21 protein-coding genes and 1 pseudogene are annotated in these 26,496 nt (G+C 61.5%); 11 read left to right on the plus strand and 11 right to left on the minus strand.

The annotated features are described in order from the left end of the window. Positions 1-21 precede the first annotated feature (21 nt). The gene (locus Bravens_RS08320; RefSeq protein WP_019174678.1) at positions 22-471 is read right to left on the minus strand and encodes a succinate dehydrogenase hydrophobic membrane anchor subunit; all 450 of its coding nucleotides are present in this window, start codon (positions 469-471) and stop codon (positions 22-24) included. 5 nt (positions 472-476) lie between these two features. Continuing rightward, positions 477-854 (minus strand): succinate dehydrogenase, cytochrome b556 subunit, encoded by a 378-nt coding sequence (sdhC, locus tag Bravens_RS08325; RefSeq protein WP_082784656.1) that lies wholly within the window; start codon positions 852-854, stop codon positions 477-479. Between the two features lie 378 nt (positions 855-1,232). Between sdhC and Bravens_RS08330 the strand changes: the two genes are divergently transcribed. The 4 genes from Bravens_RS08330 to Bravens_RS08345 all read left to right on the plus strand — a co-directional run bounded on the left by Bravens_RS08330 (position 1,233) and on the right by Bravens_RS08345 (position 5,438). Next, on the plus strand, positions 1,233-2,342 hold the full coding sequence (locus Bravens_RS08330; protein WP_062022197.1) for a mannose-1-phosphate guanylyltransferase: 1,110 nt from the start codon (positions 1,233-1,235) through the stop codon (positions 2,340-2,342). Between the two features lie 146 nt (positions 2,343-2,488). Further along, positions 2,489-3,661, plus strand: a complete 1,173-nt coding sequence (locus tag Bravens_RS08335; RefSeq protein ID WP_062022200.1) for an amidohydrolase — start codon at positions 2,489-2,491, stop codon at positions 3,659-3,661. Positions 3,662-3,774: 113 nt separating this feature from the next. After that, a complete protein-coding gene (locus Bravens_RS08340; RefSeq protein WP_061941364.1) occupies positions 3,775-4,881 on the plus strand; it encodes an adenosine deaminase in 1,107 nt (368 codons plus the stop codon). Beyond that, complete coding sequence (locus Bravens_RS08345; RefSeq protein ID WP_062022203.1) at positions 4,878-5,438, plus strand: hypothetical protein; 561 nt, start codon at positions 4,878-4,880, stop codon at positions 5,436-5,438. The genes Bravens_RS08340 and Bravens_RS08345 overlap by 4 nt, the downstream gene beginning before the upstream one ends. A gap of 83 nt (positions 5,439-5,521) precedes the next feature. On the opposite strand, the gene Bravens_RS08350 is transcribed toward Bravens_RS08345, so the two are convergent. Further along, positions 5,522-6,229, minus strand: coding sequence for a hypothetical protein (locus Bravens_RS08350; protein ID WP_062022211.1), 708 nt, complete (start codon positions 6,227-6,229; stop codon positions 5,522-5,524). Positions 6,230-6,328: 99 nt separating this feature from the next. Beyond that, positions 6,329-6,838, minus strand: coding sequence for a MarR family winged helix-turn-helix transcriptional regulator (locus Bravens_RS08355; RefSeq protein WP_061941358.1), 510 nt, complete (start codon positions 6,836-6,838; stop codon positions 6,329-6,331). Positions 6,839-7,065: 227 nt separating this feature from the next. On the opposite strand from Bravens_RS08355, the gene sucC reads away from it, so the two are divergent. Then, positions 7,066-8,235 carry an ADP-forming succinate--CoA ligase subunit beta gene (gene sucC / locus Bravens_RS08360; RefSeq protein WP_062022214.1) on the plus strand — a complete coding sequence of 390 codons (1,170 nt, stop codon included), beginning with the start codon at positions 7,066-7,068 and terminating at the stop codon, positions 8,233-8,235. A 21-nt stretch (positions 8,236-8,256) separates the two neighbouring features. Then, positions 8,257-9,159, plus strand: coding sequence for a succinate--CoA ligase subunit alpha (sucD, locus tag Bravens_RS08365; RefSeq protein WP_019174687.1), 903 nt, complete (start codon positions 8,257-8,259; stop codon positions 9,157-9,159). 917 nt (positions 9,160-10,076) lie between these two features. Here sucD and Bravens_RS08370 read toward each other — a convergent pair. Beyond that, complete coding sequence (locus tag Bravens_RS08370) at positions 10,077-10,487, minus strand: universal stress protein (protein WP_019174688.1); 411 nt, start codon at positions 10,485-10,487, stop codon at positions 10,077-10,079. A 168-nt stretch (positions 10,488-10,655) separates the two neighbouring features. Here Bravens_RS08370 and Bravens_RS08375 point away from each other — a divergent pair, with 168 nt between their 5' ends. After that, positions 10,656-11,933 (plus strand): class I SAM-dependent methyltransferase, encoded by a 1,278-nt coding sequence (locus Bravens_RS08375; RefSeq protein ID WP_062022216.1) that lies wholly within the window; start codon positions 10,656-10,658, stop codon positions 11,931-11,933. 108 nt (positions 11,934-12,041) lie between these two features. Here the strand turns inward: Bravens_RS08375 and Bravens_RS08380 are convergent, their stop codons facing one another. The 4 genes and pseudogenes from Bravens_RS08380 to Bravens_RS08395 all read right to left on the minus strand — a co-directional run bounded on the left by Bravens_RS08380 (position 12,042) and on the right by Bravens_RS08395 (position 17,256). Next, positions 12,042-14,552, minus strand: a complete 2,511-nt coding sequence (locus Bravens_RS08380) for an ABC transporter permease (protein WP_062022219.1) — start codon at positions 14,550-14,552, stop codon at positions 12,042-12,044. Next, positions 14,549-15,292, minus strand: a complete 744-nt coding sequence (locus tag Bravens_RS08385; RefSeq protein ID WP_062022222.1) for an ABC transporter ATP-binding protein — start codon at positions 15,290-15,292, stop codon at positions 14,549-14,551. Before Bravens_RS08385 ends, Bravens_RS08380 begins: the two co-directional genes overlap by 4 nt. Positions 15,293-15,377: 85 nt before the next feature. Further along, positions 15,378-16,042, minus strand: a pseudogene (locus Bravens_RS08390) (response regulator). Further along, positions 16,039-17,256, minus strand: coding sequence for a sensor histidine kinase (locus Bravens_RS08395; protein ID WP_062022225.1), 1,218 nt, complete (start codon positions 17,254-17,256; stop codon positions 16,039-16,041). Before Bravens_RS08395 ends, Bravens_RS08390 begins: the two are co-directional and overlap by 4 nt. A 232-nt stretch (positions 17,257-17,488) precedes the next feature. On the opposite strand from Bravens_RS08395, the gene Bravens_RS10715 reads away from it, so the two are divergent. From Bravens_RS10715 to Bravens_RS08410, 3 genes are all read left to right on the plus strand, one after another. Beyond that, complete coding sequence (locus tag Bravens_RS10715) at positions 17,489-19,789, plus strand: PT domain-containing protein (protein WP_062022228.1); 2,301 nt, start codon at positions 17,489-17,491, stop codon at positions 19,787-19,789. A 303-nt stretch (positions 19,790-20,092) separates the two neighbouring features. After that, positions 20,093-22,819, plus strand: coding sequence for a choice-of-anchor M domain-containing protein (locus Bravens_RS08405; protein ID WP_062022231.1), 2,727 nt, complete (start codon positions 20,093-20,095; stop codon positions 22,817-22,819). 39 nt (positions 22,820-22,858) lie between these two features. Continuing rightward, entirely contained in the window at positions 22,859-23,332 is a 474-nt protein-coding gene (locus tag Bravens_RS08410) for a hypothetical protein (protein WP_062022234.1), read from the plus strand. Between the two features lie 106 nt (positions 23,333-23,438). Here the strand turns inward: Bravens_RS08410 and Bravens_RS08415 are convergent, their stop codons facing one another. Further along, positions 23,439-24,869 carry a S8 family peptidase gene (locus Bravens_RS08415; protein ID WP_167346401.1) on the minus strand — a complete coding sequence of 477 codons (1,431 nt, stop codon included), beginning with the start codon at positions 24,867-24,869 and terminating at the stop codon, positions 23,439-23,441. A 438-nt stretch (positions 24,870-25,307) separates the two neighbouring features. Here Bravens_RS08415 and Bravens_RS08420 point away from each other — a divergent pair, with 438 nt between their 5' ends. Then, positions 25,308-25,739: a hypothetical protein gene (locus tag Bravens_RS08420; protein WP_062022240.1), complete on the plus strand. Its 432-nt coding sequence runs from the start codon at positions 25,308-25,310 to the stop codon at positions 25,737-25,739. Positions 25,740-25,798: 59 nt separating this feature from the next. Here the strand turns inward: Bravens_RS08420 and Bravens_RS08425 are convergent, their stop codons facing one another. Next, entirely contained in the window at positions 25,799-26,260 is a 462-nt protein-coding gene (locus tag Bravens_RS08425) for a L,D-transpeptidase family protein (RefSeq protein ID WP_070424790.1), read from the minus strand. Between the last annotated feature and the right edge of the window lie 236 nt (positions 26,261-26,496).

The raw sequence follows: 26,496 nt of genomic DNA on the forward strand, positions 1-26,496 counted from the left end.
CTCTATTCTCCTAAGCGGCGGTCAGGCCTGGCAGAAGCTCGGCAGCAGCGACGGGTCTGCGCCGGTCGGGCAGGGGCTGAAGGTGAAGATCACCAGGGTGCCGAGCACAACGATGATTGCGGACGCCACGTAGAGGATGATCTGCAGCGTGACGTTGGTGCGCGGCTTTTCGGCGTAGTCGTTGATGATGGTGCGCATGCCGTTGGTGCCGTGGATCATGGCCAGCCACAGCATGGCGAGGTCCCAGATCTGCCAGAACGGGTTGGCCCACTTGCCGCCGACGAAGCCGAAGTCGAGGCCCTGGACGCCTTCGCCCATCCACAGGTTCACGATCAGGTGACCGAAGATCAGGATGACGAGGAATACGCCGGAGATGCGCATGAACAGCCATGCGAACAGCTCGAAGTTCGACTTGGTGGTCTTGTGGCGCTGGTATTCGGCGCGGGGCTTGGGGATAACGGGTGTTGTCATTGTGCTCAGCCTCCGAACGTGTGCATCAGCTGGCGGGGGATGAACGCAATCATCACGATCAGCCAGAGGACCATGACTGCCCAGAACAGTTTGCGCTGGTTCTTGGGGCCGCCCTTCCAGAAGTCAACGAGGACTACTCGCAGGCCGTTGAAAGCGTGGTAGGCGATTCCTGCTACCAGTCCGATTTCGGCGAACGCCATGAGAGGCGTTTTGTACGTTCCGATAACTGCGTTGTAGGCCTCGGGCGAGACGCGAACGAGAGCAGTGTCGAGCACGTGTACCAGCAGGAAGAAGAAAATGCCGACGCCGGTGACGCGGTGAGCGACCCAGGACCACATTCCTTCGTGTCCGCGGTACAGAGTGCCCGTTGACGCTTTGGCCACGGGTCATCCTCCATTTTGCGATTGCGTGTATAGCGTTTTGAATCTACGCCCGTTTCACAGTATTTTCCAATCTTCCGGATGTGCGGTTGATGGGTTCTCTGTGCGTCGCGCGCAGGTTCTTGTCAGCTGGCCGTTCGGTCGGTCGGCTGAGGATGCCTCTATTGTCTCATGTCCGGTTTCGCCGACACTCGCCGACTCCCGGCTATTTAGGGCATGTTCCCATGCCCTATCGGGCCTTCCTGACCTGTCTTGCGTACGAGGTGGAGCTCCGGTCCCGCACCTGCCTCCACCTCGTGAGTGAGGTAGGGGTGGGCGGGCCGTGAGAGAGCTGAGCGTGTCGGTCCGGTGGGTGCCGGGTGCGTGCGAGACAATCGAGCGATGCTTTCTCGTTTCCACGCTGTTATTCCGGCCGGCGGTTCCGGCACTCGGCTGTGGCCGCTGTCGCGGCAGAATCGGCCGAAGTTCTTGCTTGATGTTTTGGGCTCGGGCCGTTCAATGCTGCAGGAAACGTGGGCGCGGATTGAGGATCTCGCCGCTGTTGAGAACCGTTGGGTTGTCACGGGCCGGGCGCACGCGCAGGCCGTGCGGGAACAGCTGCCGTCGCTTGGTGAGCCGAATGTGATTGCCGAACCGTCGCCGAAGGACTCCGCGGCGGCTATCGGTTTGGCTGCAATGCTCATTCATCGGCGCGACCCAGAAGCTGTCATCGGGTCGTTTTCGGCTGACCATTCGATCACCAATCCGTGCGAGTTCCGCCGTGTTGTCGCGGAAGCCTATGCGGCTGCCGACTGTGGGGACATTGTGACGATCGGCATCACTCCGACTTTCCCGTCGACCGCCTACGGCTACATCAAAGCGGGCAAGCGTCTGGGACTGGCGGAAGCGCCGACGGCCATGCGGGCGGAAAAGTTCGTGGAAAAGCCTGCGGCCGACACCGCGCGCCGGTACACCTATTCGGGCCGCTACCGCTGGAATGCGGGCATGTTCATTGCTCGCGCGGATGCTCTTCTGGCTCAGTTCAAGGAGTTCTCGCCTGACCTGTACGCGGGACTGTCCGCAGTTGCCGACGCGTGGGGCACCGAGGACCACGAGGCGGTGCTCGCCGATGTCTGGCCGGGACTGGAAGCCATTGCGATTGACTACGCGGTGGCTGAACCTGCTGCCGAGCAGGGCCGGGTTGTTGTGGTTCCCGGCGACTTCGGCTGGGATGACGTCGGTGATTTCGCGTCTGTAGCTCAGCTGCGTCAGCCCATTCCGGGCGAACCGTCGAGCGTTTTTGCTGCTGGCGATGACGTGCGGCTCGTTGATGTTGATTCTTCCGGCCTTGTGTATTCGACGACGGAGCGGGCAATTGCGCTGGTCGGAGTGGAGAACATCGTGGTCGTTGACACCGACGACGCGCTGCTGGTCACCCGCCGTGCCGTGGCGCAGAGGGTGAAGGAAGCGGTGAAGCGGGCGCGCGAGCTCGGCTACGACGAGGTTCTGTGAAACCAGAAGTGTGACGCCAGAGGCAGTCGGAAGCTGCCAAAGACATCCGGAAACAGCAAGAAGTGTGACGCCAGAAGTCACCGCGGCGCCGGCCCATTTGGGCCCGAGCGTAGAATCGCCCGGATACACATTTGAACGGAGGCACAGTGATCCAGGCGGAAGTAGCGGCGTTTGCCGACGAGCTGCGGGACTTTCGGCGTGATATTCACGCTCACCCAGAACTGTCGTATCAGGAGTTCCGCACCACCGAAAAGATCGCTGAGAGGCTGACTGCCGCGGGCCTCAAGCCTCGCTTGCTGGAGGGCACGGGACTCACGGTCGATGTTGGGTCCGGCCCGGTCAAGTGCGGTCTGCGAGCAGACATTGACGCCCTGCCGCTGGACGATCTGACCGACACTCCTTTCGCCTCGACCGTTCCCGGTGTTGCCCACGCCTGTGGGCACGACGTGCATCTGACCTCGCTCATGGGTGCGGCCCTCGTCCTCAATGAAATCGACCGCCGTCAGGGCCTGGGCGGAACGATCCGCTGTATTTTCCAGCCCGCTGAAGAAGTTACCCCCGGCGGTGCTCTCAAAGTCATCAATCAGGGTGTCCTGGAAGACGTCCCCGTCTGCTACGCCCTGCACTGCGACCCGGCTGTCGACGTCGGCAAGGTGGGTTCACGCATCGGCGCCATCACGGCGGCCGGTGACACCGTCATCATCCGCCTGTGCGGGCACGGCGGTCACACCTCGCGTCCGCACCTGACGGAAGACCTCGTGTACGCGCTGGGCAAGCTCGCCGTTGACCTGCCGGCCACCCTGCACCGACTGATCGACCCCCGCCACGCGATTTCTCTTGTGTGGGGCGCGATCGAAGCCGGCCACGCACCGAACGTCGTTCCCGGCGAAGGCCAGCTGATGGGAACGCTGCGCTGTCTTGACGTTGACGGCTGGAACCAGGTGGCTGAAGTTCTGCCGGAACTCGTGGACCGCATCGCCGGCCCCTACGGCGTCGAAGTTGAACTCGAACACCGCCGCGGAGTCCCGCCGGTGGTCAACACGGAAGACGAAGTTTCGTCAGCAGAAGCCGCCATCCGCCGTGAACTCGGCCCGACCTCGGTCCAGTTGACCCCGCAGTCAATGGGCGGGGAGGACTTTGCGTGGTACCTCACCCACGTTCCCGGTGCGCTCATCCGTCTGGGAACACGCACCCCGGGCGGCCGTACCTACGACATTCACCAGGGTGACCTTCTCATTGACGAGGACGCACTGCCGGTTGCCGTGCGCGTCTTCACGGCGCTCGCCCTGGAGCGCCTGGGCTTCCACGGCGAACCCTGATCGGCGGTTTTCCGCCTGCTTCTGCGGGAATCGCACAGCTGACGAGGCGGAGCTTACCTGGGTGCCCGGGTTGGGTTCCTGCTTGTGTCAGGGGCAGTCGTTAGACTGGCCGCGTGGATGAAAACCTGTTCCCGGTACCGGCCGGAGTGCACCCGGATGACCCGATTCTGCAGCTGCCCAAAGTCAGCCTGCACGACCACCTGGACGGCGGTCTGAGGCCAGCCACGATCATCGAACTGGCTGCCCAGTCTGACATTGAACTGCCAGCGGACGACCCCGAAAAGCTGGGGGAGTGGTTCCGCACTCAGGCTGATTCGGGAAGCCTGCCGGAATACCTCAAAACCTTCGGTGTGACGGTGGGTGTTCTGCAGAGCGCGGAAGCTCTCACGCGTGCAGCGCGCGAATGGACGCTCGACCAGGTGGCAGACGGTGTGTTCTACGCGGAATGCCGTTGGGCTCCGGAACAGCACGTGACCGGCGAACTCACCATGGACGACGCCGTGGCCGCGGTGGAAAAGGGCATGGAAGAAGGCGTGGCCATTGCAGCCCAGGAGGGCCGCACCATCATGACCGCGCAGATTCTGACCGCCATGCGCCAGAACGACAATTCGCTCGCGGTTGCTGAACTTGCGCTGCGTCACCGTGACAACGGGGTTGTCGGCTTTGATCTGGCTGGTCCGGAAGACGGCTACCCGGCTTCGGCACACAAGGCAGCACTTGATCTGCTGCGCGGTGAACTGTTCCCCACCACTCTGCACGCCGGTGAAGACGGCGGTCTGAGCAGCATGATGGATGCGATTGCTGCCTGCGGTGCTGTTCGCATCGGCCACGGTGTCGACATCGTGCAGGACATGCAGATCACTGACGGCGCCGGCGAAATCGGCCGTCTTGCCGCGTGGGTTCTCGACCGCCAGATTCCGCTGGAAGTGTGCCCGTCCTCGAACATTCAGACCGGAGCTGCCCGGTCGATCGAATCCCATCCCATTACGGGTCTGAAGGACCTGGGCTTCAACGTCACGGTCAACCCGGACAACAGGCTCATGTCGCAGACCTCGGTGACGCGCGAAATGCGGCTGCTGGTTGATCACGCGGGCTGGGACATCATCGACCTTGAGATCGCGACCGCCGCAGCTCTGCGTGCCGCGTTCATCCCGCTGGATGTTCGCGATCGCCTGCTGGAGGAAATCGTGATGCCAGGCTTCGAACGGATCGATCTGTGAACCGTCCCGGAAATTCTGACCGGCCCGGTGGTGGCGCCAGCCGCCCAGGTGACTGGCGCCGTGAAGAACGGGAGCGGCGCAAGCGCGGCGAACCATCGGCAATCCAACCGGCACAGCGGCCGGAAGTCGACCTTCCGCGTCGTCCGCTCAGCCTGGTGGGTGCGGTTGTCACTATGGTCATCCAAGGGGTCGCGCTGCTCGTTGCCGCCGGCATCTACGTGTACACCGGTCTGACGGGAGCGGGCAGCAGCCTGGGATCGCTTGTCGGCCTTGCGCTTATGTTCCTGCTGATGTCTGCATCCATGTTCGGCATAGCCAATGGCCTGTGGAAATACCGCCGGTGGGCTCGTCCGGCAGCAGTTGCGTGGAACATTCTGCTGCTGTTCTTCGCCTGGTCTGTTCGGCCCGGTGTCTTCAGCGAAAGCGGAGACTACATGTTCTGGGGGCCGCTGATCCTCGGAATTGAAATGCTGGTGCTGATGTTCCTGCCGGCGACCCTGCGAGCCTATGACGAAGGTCTGCGCAGGCAGGACGAAGCCGCGCAGCGCGGCGCTTAATAACCTGGCGCTGAATGGCCTAGCGCTGAATGAGGGTTTGGGCGAAGAGTGCTGAAGCCCCAGCTGCCAAGAACGTTTAAGAGTCAGCCGCCCTGCACGTAGTCGCCGCAGGCGGTGGCGAGCCCGTCTCCTTCAAAATCGCCTCCGGTGTCGCGCAGATTGCGTCCCGCGTCCTGGATTGCCCACCAGACTTCTGGTGAAGACAGCCATTCTTTGCGCAGGTCATCCCGCGCATCGGGGTCTTGAGCCAGTTTGTCGGCGGCGCCGCCGATCGTGTCCTGGGCGTTCTCTGCTGTGCAGCGCTCTTCGGAAGTGGGGCCGTCGGGCACGAGTTCGTCTTTCGCGTCCGGGGATTCCAGCGTGAGCGCGTAGTCGCCGTCGCCTTTCTCTTCAACCGTGAAAGTGCCGGTGATCAGTGCGAATGTGCCGTTGGCATCGACGGTGGATTTCGGTGCTGTGACTTTCACGCTGTCCTGTGCACTGGGGCTCAGGGTGACGGAATCATCGCCGCCGGGCTCGTCAGCGGTCTGCATCCACGCCCACAGGTAGATGGGGTCTCCCGAATCAGCTGCCTCTGCGAGGCTCTGCCACAGGGGGTCTTCGTTCTTAGGCCCGCCGGGGCTGACGTCGACAAACTGGCTGCCGTCCGCGTTGTCATCAGTGCCTTCTTCGGTTTGCTCAGTGGCGCTTGGGGCAGTCGATGCTCCCTCTACGGGGCGTTCACTGTCGACGACAGTGCATCCGACCAGGCTGAATGCGGCAACGGCACCAAATGCGAGTAGGCGCTTCACGATGGCCTCCCAGGAAGACGGCAGTTCTCGGTTGATTCTACGTGGCGTGCGTCTCAGGCGCGCAGCGTGCGGTTCGGTCTTGCGGCTCAGTCCTGTGAGTCAGTCTTCGGAGTCGCGCATGATCTGCAGGTCAAAGGACGCGGACATAGTGCGCAGCAGGTCAGCCAGACGGCGAGTCTGCGCGCCGGTCATGCTGCTCATGAGTTCGTGTTCGCGTTCCAAGAAGTCCAGCATCGCTCCATCGACCTTGGCGAGCCCGTCCTCGGTCAGCTGCACTCTGACACCTCGGCGGTCTCCAGGATCGGGACTGCGGGTGACGAGACCGGCTGACACCAGCCGGTCAATCCGGTTGGTCATGGTGCCGGAGGTGACCATCATCTGCTCCGTCAGCTTTGACGGGGACAGCTGATAGGGAGCGCCGGCACGGCGCAGGGCAGACAGGACGTCGAAGGACCACACGTCAAGACCGTGCGAGGCAAAGATGTCTTTGCGTGCCCGATCAAGCAGCTTTGCCAGTCGGCTGACGCGGGACACAACCTCCATGGGGGCAACATCGAGGTCGGGCCGTTCACGCTGCCATTCGCTGACAATCCGGTCGACTTCGTCCATATCCCCATAATAGTTCGATCTCGAGATACTCAACAACGAGCTAAATGAGCTGAAACACCTTCCCGGCCCTGTTTTCCTGGGAAAACCCAAAGTTTCGGACGTTGTTTACGTCCTGGATGTCCTTAAGCGCATCAGTGTTTTAAGGTGGGAAGCGTTGACAAGCTGCAAGATTGTCTGAACCCCGTGCCGGGTCATGAGGCTCGGCAGAATCAACAGAAGGACTACACGTGGATCTTTTCGAGTATCAGGCCCGTGACCTCTTCGAGGAGTACGGCGTTCCCGTGCTGCGCGCCGAAGTTGCGCAGACTCCAGAAGAAGCTCGGGCCGCAGCCGAAAAACTCGGCGGCGGAACGGTTGTCGTCAAATCACAGGTCAAGGTCGGCGGCCGCGGTAAGGCCGGCGGTGTGAAGCTCGCCAAAAACCCTGACGAAGCCGCAGCCCGCGCAGAGGAAATCCTCGGACTCGACATCAAGGGCCACATCACCAAGCGCGTCATGGTTGCCGAAGGCGCAGACATCGCAGAAGAGTACTACTTCTCGGTTCTGCTCGACCGCGCTAACCGCACCTACCTTGCTATGTGCAGCAAGGAAGGCGGCATGGACATTGAAACGCTGGCTGCAGAGCGCCCCGAAGCGCTCGCCAAGGTCGAAGTCAGCCCGCTGACGGGCATTGACGACGCCACCGCGCAGAAGATCGTCGATGAAGCAGGGTTCGACGCTGAAACCGGCGCGAAGATTGTCCCCGTCCTCAAGAGCCTGTGGAAGGTCTACAAGGACGAAGACGCAAGCCTCGTTGAGGTCAACCCGCTGGTCAAGACCGGCGACGGCAAGATCGTTGCCCTCGACGGCAAGATGACGCTTGACGACAACGCTGAGTTCCGCAACGAAAACCTCGCGAAGCTCGAAGACGAAGACGCTGAGGACCCCCTGGAGCGCAAGGCAAAGGGCATGGGGCTGAACTACGTCAAGCTCGACGGTGAAGTGGGCATCATCGGCAACGGTGCTGGCCTCGTCATGTCGACCCTTGACGTTGTGGCCTACGCCGGTGAAAACCACGGCAACGTGAAGCCGGCGAACTTCCTCGACATCGGCGGCGGCGCCTCGGCAGAGGTCATGGCCAACGGTCTGGACGTCATCCTCGGTGACGAACAGGTCAAGTCGGTCTTCGTCAACGTATTCGGCGGCATCACGGCGTGCGACGCTGTGGCAAGCGGCATTGTGAAGGCGCTGGAGATCCTCGGCGATTCCGCGACGAAGCCGCTGGTCGTCCGCCTGGACGGCAACAACGTCGAAGAGGGTCGCCGGATCCTCGAAGAGGCCAACAACCCGCTGGTCACCGTCGTCGACACGATGGACGGCGGCGCTGACAAGGCCGCTGAACTCGCCAACAACGCCTGATCGCCCGAAAGGACTTTCTTCATGTCGATTTTCCTGAACCAGGACTCCAAGATCATCGTCCAGGGCATCACCGGCGGCGAAGGCACCAAGCACACCGCCCGTATGCTCGCTGCAGGTTCGAACGTGGTCGGCGGTGTCAACGCTCGCAAGGCCGGGCAGACCGTCAGCCACAAGGACGCTGACGGCAACGACGTCGAACTGCCCGTGTGGGGCTCCGTCGGCGAAGCCATGGAAGCATCCGGCGCGAACGTTTCGGTTGCATTCGTTCCGCCGGCGTTCTCCAAGGACGCCGCAATTGAGGCCATCGACGCAGGCATCGGCCTGCTGGTCATCATCACTGAAGGCATCCCCGCACAGGACGCCGCCGAAATCTGGGCCTACGCCACTGAAAAGGGCAACAAGACCCGCATCATCGGCCCCAACTGCCCCGGCATCATCTCGCCCGGACAGTCGCTGGCCGGCATCATCCCGGCAAACATCACGGAGGCCGGCCCCATCGGCCTGGTGTCGAAGTCGGGCACGCTGACCTACCAGATGATGTACGAACTGCGTGACTTCGGCTTCACCACCTGCATCGGCATCGGCGGTGACCCGATCATCGGCACCACCCACATCGATGCTCTCGAAGCATTCGAGAATGACCCCGACACCAAGGCGATCGTCATGATCGGCGAAATCGGCGGTGACGCTGAAGAACGTGCTGCTGAGTACATCAAGGAGCACGTCACCAAGCCGGTTGTCGGCTACATTGCTGGCTTCACCGCACCGGAAGGCAAGACCATGGGCCACGCTGGTGCCATCGTCTCCGGTTCCTCCGGTACGGCTGCCGCCAAGGCAGAAGCTCTCGAAGCTGCTGGTGTGAAGGTCGGTAAGACCCCGACCCAGACCGCTGAATACATGCAGGAGATCATGAAGTCGCTGTGATGCGGCGACTGCGGGCGGTTGAGTGAACCGTCCGGGCGCTCAAGCTAGAAGCGTTGGGCGCTATTGACTGCAGAAACGGCTGTGGCCGAGTGGGAAACCACTCGGCCACAGCCGTTTTGTTGGGTTTTCTTCTCTGTTCTGCAGATTAGGGCTGGCGGGATGAGGTGCCTGGATGGGCTGGGTGCGTTCTTTAGCTGGGGCACACCGGTTAGCAAGAGAAACTCCCGTTAGCAGCGGTTGCTAAAGCGAAGATGCCGGCTAAGCGGTGTTTGTGTGCGGCTAAGGCGCAGATTCCGGCTGAGGCGTGTTTTTGTGGGCCGAAAATGTGCCGGCAGGACAAAGAATGCGGCGGCGGGGCGAGGTGCCTGGACGGCTGGGTGGGTCTGTCGCGCCGCCGGCAGCTGCCCTAGTCAAAGGACGAGGTGCCGTTTCGGTCGGCACCGGGCCTCCACCTCGTTCTGCGGTTGGGACGGTGGAGGCTTGTCTGCTGGTTTGAGTGTGCCCTATACATGCCGCACACCGGTTAGCAAGAGAAACTCCCGTTAGCAGTGGTTGCTAAAGCGAAGATGCCGGCTAAGCGGTGTTTGTGTGCGGCTAAAGCGAAGATTCCGGCTAAGGCGTGTTTTTGTTGGCCGAAAATGCGCCGGCAGGACAAAGAATGCGGCGGGGCGAGATGCCTGGGCAGGCTGGGCGCGTTCTCTACCGGGGCACACCGGTTAGCAAGAGAAACTCCCGTTAGCAGTGGTTGCTAAAGCGAAGATTCCGGCTAAGCGGTGTTTGTGTGCGGCTAAGCCGAAGATTCCGGCTAAGGCGTGTTTTGTGGGGCGAGGTGCCTGGGCAGGCTGGGTGGGTCTGTCGCGCCGCCGGCAGCTGCCCTAGTCAAAGGACGAGGCGCCGGGCCGGTTTGGGCCTGCTGCTCAGACTTCGTATTCTTCGGCTTCGCGGACCGAAAGCACTGGGACTTTCGCGTTGAGGATGATCTTCTGCGAAATCGAGCCCATGAAGAGCTTGCCCACGGGGGAGCGGCGGCGAAGTCCGATGACGAGCATCGTCACATCGCTGCGGGCTTCGGTGAGTGCAAGCAGCTCTTCGGCAGCGTCGTTGCCGCGCAGGTACTGCTTGACTTTGCCTTCGACCCCTTCGGACTTCATGTATTCGCGGGCCTTGTTCAGCTGGTCTTCGGTTGCGACTTCGCGTTCGTCCACCGCTTCGCCGACCCCGGCGTTGACAACGTAGAGCTTGTCGCCGGTTTTCTTTGCGAGGTCAACGGCTGCCGTCAGGGCTGCTTGGCCTTTGGTGCTGGGGGTGTAGCCAACAAGAATCGTCATACCCTTAACTCTATCCGTGCCGCGGAAGTTTCGGGCAGGCCCGCGTAAGACTCGGGCCGCACCTCGTGCAAACGGCACCGATCGCTCAGTCTGCACCGCACGCGCAATGTTTATGCCAACCCACGCGGCACCCGCACTCCGCGTGCATCCGCGACTACAGTGGAGGCCGTGGAACCTGATGTTGAAAGCCCCGCCTGGACGGCCCACACGCAGCGTATGCGTGAGCTTTTCCCTGCGTGGCCGGATGGTTTTCCGCTGTCCGTCTTTGTGTCGCGTTACCTGCTGGGGCGAGTCGCCGGCCAGCTGAACATTTCCGGACGTCCCGAGGTTCCACCTCGGCATCCGGTGCCGCTGGAAGACGACGCTTCTTTTGTCGTGCTTGACGATGCGGATGGTTCAGTGACGGCTGCGGTCCTCGCAGCGACCACGGGGACCGTCACGGTGTACGCGGATTTTCTGCCGCACGCGCAGCGTTTGCGTGAGATGTTCGGTGATTCGCGGGTGAGTGTTCGTCCGCTGCCGGGTTTTCCGCCTCATATTTCTGCTGGCCTTGATGTGCGCGGCGCTCGCCCGGCGAAGGCTCTGCTCATTTCGCCGAAGGCGCAGGCTGCGGTGGCCGATTATGTTGCTGCGCTGCGGCCGGTGGTGGATGAGTTCATGGTCGTGGGTCGCGATAAGCACTTGTTCCGCGGCATTAATGCGGAGCTGGCGCGCGGTTTCGAGCGGGTCGATGTTTCGCCGGGCCGCTATAAGTCGCGAATGATCATCGGCTCGACGCCCGAATCCGGCACGGGGTTCAGTACAGCGCGGATTGAGCCGCACCAGCGCACTGCGCGGGCGGATATTCCGGGTGTTCCCGAGCTCGAGGTATCCGCGTACGGAGCGTGTTTCGGCGGGCCGGAGATTGACGCGGGTTCCGCTCTGCTGCTGCGCGCGCTCGCTGAGCGCCACGCAGGATCGGCTAGTTCTGCCTCCACATCAACTGACGATGTGCCTGCTGGCCGCCCGCGGATCCTCGACTTGGGGTGTGGCAATGGTTGGCTGTTGACGGCTGCGACTCATGTTCTGGGAGCGCAGCAGGCGGTGGGGGTCGATGCGTCGGCGGCGGCGCTGGCTTCTGCTGAGCTGACGGCCGAGGCGGGTATGCCGGCCGGTGTTGATTGGCGTGTTGAGTATTCGAATGCGGGGGAGGGGCTGCCACAGCAGGCTTTCGATGTTGTGCTTCTCAATCCGCCTTTTCACGCGGGGCATGAAATTGAAAGCGATACTGCCAAGAGGATGATGCGCAGTGCCCACGCGGTGCTGCGGCCGGGAGGTCGTGTGGTCGCGGTGTTCAATTCCGCGCTGCGGTACAGGCGTGAACTCGAGGCGCTTTTCGGACAGGACAACGTTGAACAGTGGGCGAGGGATCGTCGGTTTACCGTCCTGTCGGCGGTGAAAAGCTGACCACTTGATCCACCTCGTCAGCCTTGCCCTGCAGAGAAGCCCGGCTCCCAGCTGACGAACAGCTGAGAGCCGGGCTCCACCTCGGCCTTTCATAGCCGGCTAGCGCACTCAGCGCTGAGCGACTCCCTGTGCGGGCTGTGTGCGGGATGCCGCGATCGCCGGAAAGAGTGATGCAGCCAAAGCCGCAAACGCGGTCACAGCTGCCAGTGCGGCAAACATCGTCCACGGGACGTCTGGTGCGACGGTGATGCCTTCGGCGGTCAGCAGCGAACGAACTCCAGCCCAGCCGAACAGAACACCCAAGCCCGTGCCCACGATGAGTGAGACGATGGCCATGAGCATCGCCTCGCCGGCCACCATGCGGGCCGCTGCCCAGCGGGACAGTCCCAGGGTGCGCAGCAGCGCGGTTTCGCGTTTGCGTTCAATTGTTGCCAGGGACAGGGTGTTGCCCACGCCGACGATCGAAATGATGATCGAAGCGCCCAGCAGGCCCAGCACAATTCCCATCATGATGCTGATGATCTGCGCATACGATGCTCGTTGGAGTGCGCCGTCTGCATCGCTGAAAACACCGGTTTTCTCGAGATCAGCCTTGAGCTTTGTGATCTGCGAAATGCTTGCATCGTCAGCCAGACGAACCCATGTTTGGCCGTCTGCCTTTGTCAGGCCGAGGGCGGCGATGTCGTCTGCGTTGGCAAGTGCCGTGTCAGCGGGTACTGCATTGTGGATCTTCACTGTGAGTTCCACGGATTTCTTCCCGGCCTCGCCAGCCTTGCCAGCCCCGCCAGCCTGCCCAGCGGTGAACGTGACCTTCTTACCGGCAATGTCTTCGGTGTTGGGGCCCGACTTGATGTAGACCACGCCAGGTGGCGGCAGGAGCTTCGTGCTGCGCGGCACGCTGTATTTCTGCTTCTCAACGCCGACCAGCTGCGTGTGCGTGCTTTCCGGATCATCGTCCTGGCCCAATGGCTCAGAGGCCTCTGCCTGCGTGCCGGGCAGGGTGACGAGGTCCTTGACGATCTCGGAGTTCTTCAGGGTGTTGACCGTTTTGTCGGAGCCTGACTGCGCTGCGAGGTCGATCGGTGCGTCTTCGGACAGCGTCGTGTCGATGGTTGTGCGAGTGGTCTGCGCGCCCATGAAGATGGTCGCCACCAGGGTTACGCCGATCAGCAGCGCCGCGGTTGTCGAAGCGGTCCTGCGCGGGGCCAGCTTCACGTTGCGCGCAACAAGACCGAGCGTCGGTGAGTGGAAGATCTTTTCGCCGACCCGCCCGGTCAATTCGACCAAGGGCGGCACGAACACACGGCTGAGCACCAGCACACCGCAGAAGGCCATGAAAGCGCCGGGCAGTGCGAGCGTCATGTCGCCGTCGTTTGCCCCGACTACGGTGGCAGCGGCGCCGAGTGCGGTGAGCACTGTGCCAAGCACCAGACGAATCCACGGGAAGCGCGAATCGGGTGCTGGGATGTCTGCCGGTGCCAGTGCGTCGATGGGGGACACGCGTGTGGCTTTAAGCGCGGGGACGAAGGATGCTGCAACGGTGACGGTGACGCCCACTGCCAGGCCGAGCACCACGGCGAGGACTGGCAGGGGTGCGGTCTGGAAGTTCGCCTGGACGTATGTGCGCAGGGCAATGGGCAGCAGCATGGCGGCTCCCCAGCCCACAAACACTCCGATGACGGAGCTGACAAGACCCAGCACGGCACCTTCGGCCAGGGTTGCGTTGCGCAGCTGTGAGCGTGTGGCGCCAACTGCCCGCAGGAGCGCCAGGGAACGGGTGCGGGAGGCGACGAGCACCTGGAAGGTGTTCGAAATGACGAGCACCGCTACGAACAGCGCCACCGCAATGAAGGCGCCGATGAATGTCACGACGGTTGCGGAGTCTCCCGTGACGTCGTTCATGCGCTCTTCGATCAACTGGTCTTCTGTGGCGACTTTGTAGTCACCGGCAAGTTTCGCACCGTACGTGTTGCTGCTCACCTCTTCAGAGCCGGCCAGGGCGTCTGCTATCGCGGACTGGACTTTCGAGGTGTCGGCTGACTTGTCTGTGAACACGCGCAGGTAGTTGAAACCCGGGTCCAGGTCGGCAATGCCGTGGTTGGTCACCTGGAGTGCGGCTGAGGGCATGGGGCCGATGCCGGTGATGGTGTAGGTGCGTTTGGTGTCCTGCCCGCCCTCGAAGGAGGGAACGCTCAGCTCAACTTGGTCTCCGACTTCCTTGTTTTCCTGTTGGGCGACTGAGGTGTCGAACAGGATCTGGTCGGCTTTGGTAGGCGCTTTGCCTGTTGTCACTTCGATGTGGCTGTTTTTGGGCCACACGGACACTTCGGTGAATCCGCCGCTGGGCAGGCGTGCGAAGGTCGATTCGATTCGCTGTGTTTCTTTGACTCCCTTGATGCTGTTGATCTTCTTTTCTGTCGACTCTTCAAGGGGGTCGTAGTCGTTTGTCACCACAAGGTCCGCACCTGAATACTGAGCGGAGAATTCACCGCGGATGGTTTTGTTGAAGGATGCCAGCACACCGGTGACGGCAACGACGAATGCGACCGACACGATGATGGTCAGTGCCGCGGCTATCAGGCGTGCACCGCCGGAGCGCAGGTTTGCTTTGACGATCATTTGGTGACCTCCAGAAGTGCGTCGGAGATCGCCTCGACAGTCGGGGAGTAGAGCTCGCCCACCACGTATCCGTCAGCGAGCATCACGACGCGGTCGGCGTAGGCGGCGGCTGATGGGTCGTGGGTGACCATGACGACGGTCTGGCCCAATTCGCTTACGCAGCTGCGCAGGGTCTGCAGGACTTCGGTGCCGGTGCGTGTGTCGAGTGCGCCGGTGGGTTCGTCGGCAAACAGGACTTCAGGCTGGTTGACGAGTGCGCGGGCAACGGCGACGCGCTGTTGTTGGCCGCCGGAAAGTTCGTGGGGGCGGTGGCTCAGTCGGTCGGTCAGTCCGAGGTTTTCGACGATTGCTCGTTTGAATTCCTGGTCAACTTTGCTGCGAGCCAGTTTGGCCGGGAGCATGATGTTCTCATCGGCGGTCATTGCGGGGATCAGGTTGAACGCCTGAAAGACGAACCCCATGTGGTTGCGCCTGATTTTCGTCAGGGCGGAGTCGCTGATGCCGGTGATTGCACGTCCGGCCAGGGTCACGGAGCCGCTGTCGGGGCTGTCCAATCCGGCCAGTATGTGCATGAGGGTCGACTTGCCAGACCCGGAGGGCCCCATGATCGCGGTGAACTTACCGGCCTGAATGTCGATGCTGAAGTTGTCGAATACGGTCAGGCGGGCTTCGCCGGTGCCGTAGGACTTGCTGATGCCGCGGGCGCTGATCGCGGTTGTGTGCGCTGTGGAAATCGTCATGTTTCCACTTTCGCGAGCTCGTCAGCTCAGATCATCGGCCCGTGGGATGCTCCTGAAAGGTGTTCCTCATCCCTGAGGATGAGGTTCATACGATTCCGGTTTCGTACGCCAGGATGACGGCGTGGATGCGGTCGCGCACTTCGAGTTTTGCCAGGATGTTCCGGACGTGGGTTTTGACTGTGGGTTCGGCCATGAACAGTTCGTCCCCGATTTCCGCGTTCGACTTCCCCTGCGCGATCAGCTGGAAGACTTCGCGTTCGCGCGCTGTGAGCCGCTCCAGTTTCTGGGCGTGTTCGGTGGGTGGGGCGGGTTCTGCGATGACGGTCTGCAGCAGCCTGCGGGTGGTCGATGGTGCGATGACGGCGCCACCCGTGTGGGCTTGTCGTATGGAGTCGAGCAGCACCTCGGGGCGGGCGTCTTTCAGCAGAAAACCGCTGGCCCCTGATCGCAGAGCCGATAGCGCGTATTCGTCTGTGTCGAATGTGGTGAGCACGATGACGGTGGGCACGCGGGGGGCTTCCGGGCATCGCCGAGCGCCATGATTTCAGCTGTGGCGGACAGTCCGTCAAGGACGGGCATTCGGATGTCCATGAGAACAACGTCGACTGCCTGTGCCGCAACGGTGTTGACGGCCTCACGGCCGTTTTCTGCCTGAGCGATGACCTTCATGTCGTCTTGTGAGTCGATCACCATCGCGAAGCCAGCCCGTACAAGAGCCTGGTCGTCAACAAGAAGTACGCGAATGGTCATGAGTTGTCCTCGGGCAGTGTCAGCAGAACTGAGAATCCGGTGTCTGTCGGTTCGGCGGTGAGCGTGCCGTTGTGAACGCGCGCTCGCTCTTTCATGCCCTGAATGCCGGCACCGGAACCCGGAACGGCTGAACGGTCAGCGTGCCCGGTAGAGGTGATGTCGGCGATGAGCTCTTTGTCGCCCGGCCGTACGGTGACGGATGCGCGGGCGTGTGGTCCGCCGTGTTTCATTGTGTTGGTGAGTGCTTCTTGCACGACACGGTATACGGCAAGTTCGGCTGCCGGCGACAGGGTGGGGAGGCCGGGGGAGACTTCCAGCGTGACATCAAGGCCGGCTGAACGGACGTTGTCGATGAGGGTGCCGAGGTCGCTGATGGCTGGCATGGGTGCGGTTTTCTGTCCGGGTTCTCTGTCGCGCAGGACTCCAAGGATGCCGCGCAGGTTCCCCAGGGCTTCGCGCCCGGTGTCGGCAATGGTTTCCAGGGCTGTCACGGCTGCTTCGGGTGAGCGTGCCGCTGCATAGCGGCCGCCGTCGGCTTGGGTGATGATGACCGACATGGAGTGGGCGATGATGTCGTGCATTTCCCGGGCAATGCGCATGCGTTCGGCATCCGAGGCCAATCGGATTTCGTTTTCGCGTTCCCGTTCAAGCAGTGCGCTGCGTTCGGCTATCCGCTGGAGTTCGTCGATTCTGCGGCGGCGGTAGTCGCCTGTGGCCCAGGCGAATGCGACTGCAGCCAGGGGGAACACAAAGAACGCGGAAACGTACATCAGCAGCTCGCCTGGCGTAACGTCCTTGATTCGCGCACCCTCCAGGTACATCATGGCCGAGACGCTCACAAGGAAGATCAGAGATGCTGCCGCGCCCAGGGCAAGGAAGATCTTGCCCCAACGGCGGGGAGCATATGCGGTGACTGCGTGAACCGTGATGGGAACTGCCAGCAGTGTGGGATGTGGGTATCCGCCTGTCAGGGCGTAACCGAGACCTGTCGCTGCCACTGCCCAGCCGGTGACCAGCGGGAATGTGCGGCGGAAGGTGAGTGCGGCGCCCATTGCGCCCAGGAGCACCATGTGGATGATGCCGCGCACATCGTCTTCATAGAACCGAAAGCTGAACGCGATGAGCATCAGGGGAACGGCGAAGAGCAGCGAGTCAACGATCCATTTATGGGTCGAGAAAAACTGCGATGCCCTCACGTGCCACGGTTCTGCCATGACAGTAAGTCTAGGAAGCCCCAGGCTGGGCTTTCATCGTCCCGCGGGATGAGTTCTGCGCTGCGGGATATGATCCTGCGGGGTGCATTGGCGAGGTGCTGCTCGGGTCCGCGCTCGCTTTTTTGGGTCGCTGACCTGCGTTCATTCTGTATTCAACCAGGTGGGACTGCTGATTCAGATTGGTCTGTGAGGGTAAGCGGGACCCTGCTCTGATCGTCAATGGAGATCGCCCATGCCCCGCTCTCAGCGCTTCGGCGCGTTTGTTCTTGCTGCCGCTGTCATCGGAACGCTGACCCCGTCGACAGCTGTTTTTGCCGCTCTGCCGGCAGCCCAGGAAGCTTCTTCTGAAGAACCCGCGAAGGACACCTCCGCCTCGGAACCTTCAGAAGAGCCCAAGCCTTCGGAAGCTGCCGAAGCACCGGTACGCCCCTCCTCGGAACCTTCTGAAGACCCGAAGACCCCGGAAGCTGACGCCCCGGCAACTCCTGTCTCGGAGCCTTCGGAAGCAGCGGAAGAAGAGGAAGAAGCGAAGACCGGCAAGGTTGATTTCCGTCTGTTCCGTGATGAGAACCTCAACAATACGTATGACGATGAAGATGCTCACGATGGTTACGTGAACCTTCTGAACAAGGACACGGGTGAGTGGTTTAAGGTTCTGCCCGGTTCCTTGCAGAAGCAGGGTCTGCCGGCTGGCACGTACACGGTGTACATGCGTGATGCTTCGATCGCGGATGGTTTTGGTGTGGTTGTCGATGCTAAGGGCAAGCGTCTGCCTTTCGTTGAACTGAAGGAGCAGAACGACGCGACGTACATTGACGAAGACAGTGGGGAGACGGCGGAGACTGTTACTGATACCGGTCGTTTTGTCACCACCACGATCGAGGTGAAGGCCGGGGAAACTGCCGCCGCTCACTATGCGTCGACGCGTATCGACGCTGCAGCGAAGGTCACCCTGGATGGTGAGAACGTCCCAACCGATGTGTATTTCAAGGACGGCAACCGGAAGCTGAAGTCCTTTGAATCGGACTCCGGTTACCTGGCTTCGGATGACGCTTCGAAGAAGGCACGCCATTTCTTCTCCGAGGAATGGATCACGGTCGGTGTGAACCCGGTGGCCGGTCAGCGTGTGAAGAATGTGACCGTCGGCGGTCTGGGTGCCGGTAAGGACATCACGGCCGAAAAGATCTCACCGTTTGAGTACCGCGTGAAGCGCTCAGAAATGGGCGACGACTTTGGGCGTTTTGAGTTCAAGGTCGAACTTGAGAAGAGCGCTGAGTTCGGCAAGGTCGACTTCCGCCTGTTCCGTGACGAAAACCTCAACAACACGTACGACAGCGGCACTGACGAGGATCTGGATGACTATGTGAACCTTTTCAATGAGGACACCAAGGAATGGTTCAAGGTTCTTCCCGGTTCGCTGCAGAAGCAGGGTCTGCCCGCAGGCAAGTACACGGTGTACATGCGCACGCAGGGGACCGCGCAGGGCTTCGGCGCGATTGTCGATGCCGACGGTAAGCGCCTGCCGTTCAAGACTCTCGAGGGCAAGAACGAAGCTGTGTACATCGATGAAGACAACGGCAAGCAGACAGGAACCGTCACTGACGCCGGCCAGTTTGTCACCACCACGATCGAGGTGAAGGCCGGGGAAACTGTCACCGCTCACTATGCGTCGAGCCGTATCGATGCTTCCGCGAAGATCAACGATGACGGTGTGGAAAGCGTCTACTTCAAGGACGGCGACACGAAGCTTGGCGCGTTCGCTTCGGATGCTGGCTTCCTCGCCACTGCAGACGCAGAAAAGAAGATCCGTCACTTCTTCACAGAAGACACGGTGACCCTGGGCGTCAACCTGAAGGACGGCCGCCGGGTTGTCAAGGTCGAGGTGGAGCCGTCGGCTACTCGTGGTGGCGAGACTCGTGTTCTGTACGATGCCGAAGCTGCAGCACCTTCTGCTGACCCGGAGGCAACGCCTGCCGCCGCACCGGTTGCCTTCGCTGCGGCCTCTGCCGCTGAAGCATCGGCCGAACAGGACCCAACAGAGTTCTCGATCAAGCGTTCGGAAATGGGCGATGACTTCGGCCGCTTCGAGTTCGTGGTGACCACGGGACCGAAGGAAGACCCCACCGACGAGCCGACGGACGATCCAACCGACGAGCCGACGGACGATCCAACCGACGAGCCGACGGATGAGCCGACTCAGGACCCGACGGACGAACCGACTGACGAGCCGACGGATGACCCGACGGATGAACCGACCGACGAACCATCCCAGGATCCGACGGAGGGTGCAACCGACGGTTCGACCGAAGGCGGCTCCGCAGCTCCTGCACCCGGTGAGTCCGATGGCAATGGCAGCACCGGCGGTTCCACGGAGAGCGGCAGCGGCTCGACCACGGGCAGCGCGTCTGACAGCAGCTCATCGCAGAAGGGTTCAATGCCGCGCACTGGTGTCAGTGTCGGCATGAGCCTGGCGGCTGGGCTGGGACTCATCGCGGTTGGTTCTCTGCTGGTTGCACGCCGTCGCAAAGGCTGAGTGCTGAACGTGTGATCGCAGCTGAATAGAGCACGGTGCGGGCGAGGAACACCTCGCTCGCACCGTGTTTTTGTGCCTTCACCGGACGGGTGCTCTACGCCGGCATCCACCCGAAGACTCCGTAACTGTTTCAGAAACGATTCCACAGACTAACGATTCCGAATATCTGCACGAATAAACATATAAACGCTTTTGCATTCTATTAACGGCTCTTTATGCAAATGACAAAACGCCCCTTTTCTGGGTAATTTAATTCTCGCTGAGTTTCTGTATTGAGAATGCTGACCATTGAAGGAGGGGTTCATGCGCGGTCTGTTCGCGGTCTGTACCTCGTTTGCGGCGGTTGCGGCTACGGCTGCCGCGTTCGCTGCGGCTCCTGCCCTTGCAGGGCCGGATGACGATCGCAGTGTCGAAACACAGGCGCACATCGATGCGCCGAAGGTCTTTTGGAATATAGAGGCGAACTCATTCGTCATCAATTCGCAGGCAGGTGGGAAAACCGTTTCGCTGGATAAAACGGCCAATTGGGTCGGCCGTGGCTATAACGATGACGGCAGCCAGAATTATGTTTTTCCGATTACGGACGATCCCCGCCTGAACTTCCTGGGCCAGGATGGTCAGCTGCTCTACATGGCACCGCAGGTCCCGGGACCGGGCAACAGCCCCATCTGGTCGGGCTTCGGCGCTGACACCGCAGTGCCCATTGAAAACTTCCTTGACGGGAACTTCGCTTTGGAGCTCGTCGGCTTCAACGGTCCGGGCGAAATGAACATGTTCAACTATTCGACGTTCGGCAACCTGCCCGTGACGCGCCTGTTCTCGTCACATGACAAGGTTTCGCGAACCGTGTGGCTGGATCCGGGCACGCACACGCACAACATCACAACGTTTACAAAACCCGGCCGCTATGAGGTCACTTTCGATGCGAGCGCTCGCACGACTGATGGCGCTTTTACTGCTTCGAAGCCCACAACCCTGGTGTGGCGTGTGGGCGGCACGAACCCGGCTGATGAAAAGCTCGGTGATGTTAAGACCGCCTACAACAATGCCGGGAACGTTAGCGGCACCTCGTCCCCGAACTTCACAATCGCCCCGCACACCGGCAGTGATAAAGACGGTGACAAGAACCTGACCGATCTGACTTTCGATGCTGGCACTGAAGCCGCCGAGGGCACGGTCGTGTTCTACATCGACGGCTATCACCTTGCTGAGGTCCCGGTGAAGAATGGCAAGGCGACGTGGAGTGAAATGATCGGCTCCACCTCATCAACCTTCCAGGCAGTGTTCGTGCCGACCAAGGGTGCGGCACGCTGGGTCAGTGCGCCGCTTACCTCGAGTACCGGGCAGAAGCCCGTGTCCACGAATCAGCCGGGGGAGTTTCCGCAGGAAACCCCCGCAGCATCTGCCGGCGGCTTCTCAAATGGCGAGGTGAAGGTCGGCTCCCGTGATGTCTCTGTCAGTGCCCGTGGGCAAAGCGACGACAACAGGGTCACGATTGAAACGAAACCCGCCGATGATTCGCTCATCTACAACATCACGGGTGGTTTCTATGAAAAGGGCTATGACGAACCCACCTGCTCTGTTGATGGTGTCAGCGGTCCGGGGCGGAGAAACCTCGAGGTGGACCGTGAGTACTGCAAGGGCGACGAATACACGCTGAAGCTGACGCTGGAACCGCAGCCTCGTGCAGCGATCGGCAATACGGACACAGTTGATCTGGGCAAGGTCAGCAGTGCCGGTAAAACCGTGGAGACTCGTTTCTCTGAAATCGGTGCGGGCGCAACTCCGCCACCGGGTAACGGCGGTGAAGAACCCGGCCCTGGAGAAGGCGGCATGAAGCCGAAGCCGGGGGAGGGGCCTGAACAACCGGATCCGGGTGACGGCAATGACGGTTCTGACGGGGACCTCCTGAGCACGCCTGTCACAATCAGCCGTGGGCATGTAGACCTGCGCGCAATGGATCACAAGGGCGAATTCTCTGTGGCCCTCGGTGATGATTCGCGTCAGCATGCCACGGAGTCGGTGACTCGCACGATTGATTCGACGACGCTGGCCGTCACGAAGCTCGCGAAGGTCAAGCGTGAAGGCAATGTGCTTGCCGATCCGAGCTACGACGTGCTTGGGCCCAAGGGCTCTGAGCTGTATGTTCTGCCGCAGGCTCAGCAGCCGGGCCGGGTGTGGCCGGGCTTTTCGAGCGAAACACTTGACCGCGCGAAGTACCCCGAGGGTGCGACGATGACGCTCACGCCGGTCAGTGCTCCTGAGGGCGGCAAGTGGTTTGCCTACACGGAGAATCTGGGCGCGATCCAGAAGATGTACGCATCGAGCGACAAGGCCGCCGACATTCCTCTGCCGCCTGGCACACACATGCACACCGCGTGGGCATTCACGAAGCCCGGAACGTACACGATCGACCTGACCGCGCGAGCTAAGCAGGCCAGCGGTGGTGAACGCAGCGCCGGTGGCGAAGTGCAGACGAAGACTCAGCGCCTGACCTTCGAGGTGGTGCAGAAGTCAACCGGGGACGAAGGCGAGGTGCCAGGTGACGGGCCTGGCGAGGTGCCGGGTGACGGGCCTGGCGAGGTGCCAGGTGACGGGTCTGGTCAGGAACCAAGCGTGCCAGAAGCTCCCGGCGGTGAGTCGGGTGATCAGGGCGGCACGAACCCGGGTGCAGATGCCCCGGAGGCTCCGGGCGGCAATCCGGGTGGGTCTGGTGCGGAGCCTGGCGAGGAATCTGGCGAGGACTCTGGCACGGAACAGCCGGGTGCAGACCGGGGTGAAGATTCCAGCGCGGGCGCAACGGGCGCCTCGGGTGGTGACGTTAGCAGTGCATCAAACGGTTCGGCAGGTGCTGCTGATGGTGCCGCTTCGGGTGAAACTGCTTCGGGTGGCGGTGGCACTCTGCCGCGCACGGGTGCGACGCTTCTGCCTCTTGGAATGGCAGCTGGTGTTCTCGTTGGTGGGGGTGCTGTGCTGGTGGCAGCTGGTCGCCGTCCAATTCGGCGACACGAAAAGCGCAGAAATCGATAGGATTTTCCGTAAGCACCTGGCGACGCTGGAGGAAGCACAGTGACTGCATCCGATTTCGAGGTAGATCTCGACTCCGCCGAATCGATCCTGGAGATTACGGGCTGGTGCCTGCGTGCAGACGAGCGGCTCAACGAGGAAAAACCGTGGGACGGCTTTGTGGTCCTGACTGGTTTTGAGGAAGCGCACGCGGCGATGCAGGCATGGCGGTTTGTCGGTGAAGAGACCCTGCCCACGGGGGTGAACATTGCCAATCCGGCGTTCAACCTTGACGTGATGGAACGGCTGCGTGAGCTCACTGCCGACCCCGAACGCGGTGAATGGCAGACCTGGGTCATTCTCTATGACCTCGCCAGCGACTCCTTCGATCACATCTTCCTGTGGCCGGGAGAAGATGCTGGGTACAACGTGATCGGCTACGACACCCCGATGTCGACGATTGAAGCACTGAATCCCGCCCATCCTGCTGAAGAGCCGCAATGGCTGACTGCGGCCAGGGGCAAGCCGCCCGTCTGACGACATTGGAGGAAGCGCAGTGACTGCGCCCGATATCCAGGTGGATTAAGACTCTGCCGATTCGATCCTGGAAGCCATCGGCCGTCATCCAGGGATTCCAGCGCCGCTAACCCTGCTTCGGCTGGCCGCCCGACTCCTGCCGCTGCTGGTTCGGAGCAAACTGATGAGGCGGATACTGCTGAGGCGGCCCGGCAGGGGCGGTCCGGTTCTTGCGTCGAGCCAGGACGACGATGAGCACAAGGACGGCGATGAGTGCAAGGACGACGATGACTCCCGCCGCAATCCCGACCACAGCGAGGGTCGGGAAACCTGCGGGCTGGGCCGGCGTGGCGGCCGTTTCCTTATCAGACGAGGTATCGCTCCCGTTACCCCAAACCCCGGCGTTCGGGGCCATCCCCAGCCAGCCTTCATCCTTTGCCACCTGGGGCAGCCACCTGACGGCCTCCGGGTCGACGCCCGCATCAACCTTGTAGTGCTCGGGATAGGCCATTGTCGACTCGTCCGCGAAGCCGTCGCACAGTTCACGCACGACATCCCACTGCGGATCATCGTTGGCCGTACCGGGATAGGTGATGGGCTCATCGGGATACTGCATCGGGTCATTGTCGATAAACGCAACCGGATCGATGACACCAAACCCGAGCTCACTGCTCTGGCGCCCGCCGTTGCTCGCCGTTTCCGTCAGCGAGTGAATGAGTTGGTGATAGGTCGCATCGGGCCATCTTTGGTGTCCGAGCGCCAGCGTTCCCGCAACGATCGGCGACGAAAAGCTCGTGCCTGCACCATTGGACACCAGTTTTCCATCCGCCTCGCGCAAGGTGAGCTTCTCCCCGGGCGCCGCAACCGTGAGCCCCTCACCTGCTGCTGCCCAGTTCGTGGCTGCTGCGCCCGGCTTCGAGGCGGTCACCGACACCACACCCGGCAGGCCCGCCGATTCGGCGGAGACATTCCCGTCGTTTCCCGCGCCGGTTATGAGCGCCTTGCCGCGCATCTGCCAGTAGGCATTCTGGTAGCTGGACGGCTGGGTCGGCCCGAGTCTCGACATCGACATAATGTCGGCCCCACGCTTTTCGGCCTCCATCATGCGCCCGCCACCGAGCACCACCATCTCATCGCAGTCGGACGGCCAGCCCGATGAGGACGGGGTCAAGGCAAAGGGCTGTTCCATGACGAGTAGCTTTGCCTTCGGCGCCACCCCTTGAATACGCCCGTCGCCACCCTGTCCGACGATCATCGTCGCCACCTGAGTCCCGTGCGCAACGGACTCCTGGTAAGTGGCCCCGTCAAGATCTACGGCGCTCTTCGAGGCTTCCCGCATCGGCAGGCATTCATCGGACATCGGCACGAATTCGATATCAGCGCCCTGGAGGTCGGGGGAATTGAGGTCGACGCCCGTTTCCGCGATAGCGATCGTCACCCCAGACCCATCGAGGCCCTTATCGCGCAACTTCACGTAGCCCAGTTCATCGTCAAACCACGGCGAGGCATCGCCGGCAGCAACCGACGGAGCGAGTGGGATGACAATGCTCCCGGCCATTGTGACGGCGGCAAGAAGAGCGCCCCAGATCTGCCGGCCTACGGTTCGGCCCCGGGCCGTCCCACACCGTGACGCCGTCACATCAGTCGGGGAATCCTCAACGCGCATTACCGGGGTCCTCTCACCTCGGGCCAACATGAAATAAACCGCGGCGACGCCCCCAACCCTAGACGCCACCCGTCAAAACTAGTGCGCATGGATGAACACCACGTGAACCATGCCACCACATAAAACGAAGGCTGCCTCTCGGATACGCACCCGGCGGTCGAACCTTTCCCGTGCGTGTGAACGAAGATCGCCGACTCCTGCCTTTTCGGCGAGTTGTAATCCACCACGGCCACGTGACGGTCTGCGGGATTCAGTCCATTTCGGCCACACGAAAAGCGCAGAAACCGATAGGGTTTTCCGTAAGCACCTGGCGATGCTGGAGGAAGCGCAGTGACTGTCCCCGATATCGAGGTGGATTACGACTCTGCCGAATCGATCCTGGAAGTCATCGGCCGGTGCCTGCGGGTGGACAGGAAACTCAATCAGCGCAAGCCGTGGGACGGTTTTGTGGTTGTGTCCGGTTACGAGCCGGGGCACTCAGCTCACCAGGCGTGGCGGTTTGTTGGTGAGGAGACCCAGATCACCACAGTGTCCTCGCTGAATCCGGCGTTCAACAAGGCGCTGATCGTGCGGTTGCGTGAGCTCACTGCAGATCCCGAGCGTGGTGATTGGCAGACCTGGATTGCCCGATACGACCTCGCCAGCGACAGCTTCGACCACACGTTCCTATGGCCTGGGGAAGACAACGGCTATAACGTGCTTGCCTATGACACCCCGATGTCGGCGATCGAAAAACTGAACCCGGCCGACCAAGCTGAGTAACCGCAAAAGCCAAATTCGCCGCGTGCTCTTCTCGCCCGGTTGAGGTCGCACCCGCACCCCTACTGGTTCTTCAGTTCACCTCGGGGAGCGATCACAATCCGCGGGCTGTGCTGCGGCTGCAACCAGGTGACGAGCGTGACCATCTGCTTCTCTGTCACGGATACGCACCCGGCGGTCGAACCTTTACCGTGCTTGTGAACGAAAATCGCGGAACCGCGGCCCTTTTTCCTAGCAGAGTTGTAGTCCACCACGGCCACGTGACTGTACTGCGGGATCTTGGAGAACACCTCGGCGTCCTTAGCGCGGCAATTGCTGTTGGGCGCACTCATCCACGTGTTGTAGTGGCGTGAACCAGACCGTGAACACCATTGGTCGTTGCGGTCGGCGCGACGGTACTTGATCTTGGTGCCTTTGGGTTTTGCTTTGGTGCCGAAGGTGAAAGGGATGCGGTATTGCCCCATGGGTGTCTTGCCGTCGCCTTCGCGTTTAGCCTTCGCGGTCGCCAGTCCCTTGGTCAACACGGATTATATAATTGACGGTAACCGCTTAATTCAACGTGTCCACACCGATGCCGCAACAATTTATCCTGTAGTCGCCGACCCTTTCTGGATCCCTGCTTTAGGTGTTATGGCGGCTCTTCCGGTTTCAGAGTGCGTGACGCGGTCTCTGACTGCCGGGTGTTGGTGATGAATGAGGGGCGGGCCTTGGGTGAAGATAGAAGTTCCTCAACTCGTCTCTCACCCAAGGCCCTGTCGTG

Origin of the sequence: Brevibacterium ravenspurgense (assembly GCF_001584615.1) — a bacterium.
GTDB classification, from domain to species: Bacteria; Actinomycetota; Actinomycetes; order Actinomycetales; family Brevibacteriaceae; genus Brevibacterium; species Brevibacterium ravenspurgense.

Excerpts from the sequence above, each read along its gene's own strand:
- Bravens_RS08370 (WP_019174688.1), bottom strand. The coding sequence starts at position 10,487 with ATGACGATTCTTGTTGGCTACACCCCCAGCACCAAAGGCCAAGCAGCC.
- Bravens_RS08395 (WP_062022225.1), bottom strand. The coding sequence starts at position 17,256 with ATGGCAGAACCGTGGCACGTGAGGGCATCGCAGTTTTTCTCGACCCAT.
- Bravens_RS08355 (WP_061941358.1), bottom strand. The coding sequence starts at position 6,838 with ATGGACGAAGTCGACCGGATTGTCAGCGAATGGCAGCGTGAACGGCCC.
- Bravens_RS08405 (WP_062022231.1), top strand. The coding sequence starts at position 20,093 with ATGCGCGGTCTGTTCGCGGTCTGTACCTCGTTTGCGGCGGTTGCGGCT.
- Bravens_RS10715 (WP_062022228.1), top strand. The coding sequence starts at position 17,489 with ATGCCCCGCTCTCAGCGCTTCGGCGCGTTTGTTCTTGCTGCCGCTGTC.
- sucD (WP_019174687.1), top strand. The coding sequence starts at position 8,257 with ATGTCGATTTTCCTGAACCAGGACTCCAAGATCATCGTCCAGGGCATC.
- Bravens_RS08380 (WP_062022219.1), bottom strand. The coding sequence starts at position 14,552 with ATGATCGTCAAAGCAAACCTGCGCTCCGGCGGTGCACGCCTGATAGCC.
- Bravens_RS08385 (WP_062022222.1), bottom strand. The coding sequence starts at position 15,292 with ATGACGATTTCCACAGCGCACACAACCGCGATCAGCGCCCGCGGCATC.
- Bravens_RS08415 (WP_167346401.1), bottom strand. The coding sequence starts at position 24,869 with ATGGCCGGGAGCATTGTCATCCCACTCGCTCCGTCGGTTGCTGCCGGC.
- Bravens_RS08330 (WP_062022197.1), top strand. The coding sequence starts at position 1,233 with ATGCTTTCTCGTTTCCACGCTGTTATTCCGGCCGGCGGTTCCGGCACT.
- Bravens_RS08320 (WP_019174678.1), bottom strand. The coding sequence starts at position 471 with ATGACAACACCCGTTATCCCCAAGCCCCGCGCCGAATACCAGCGCCAC.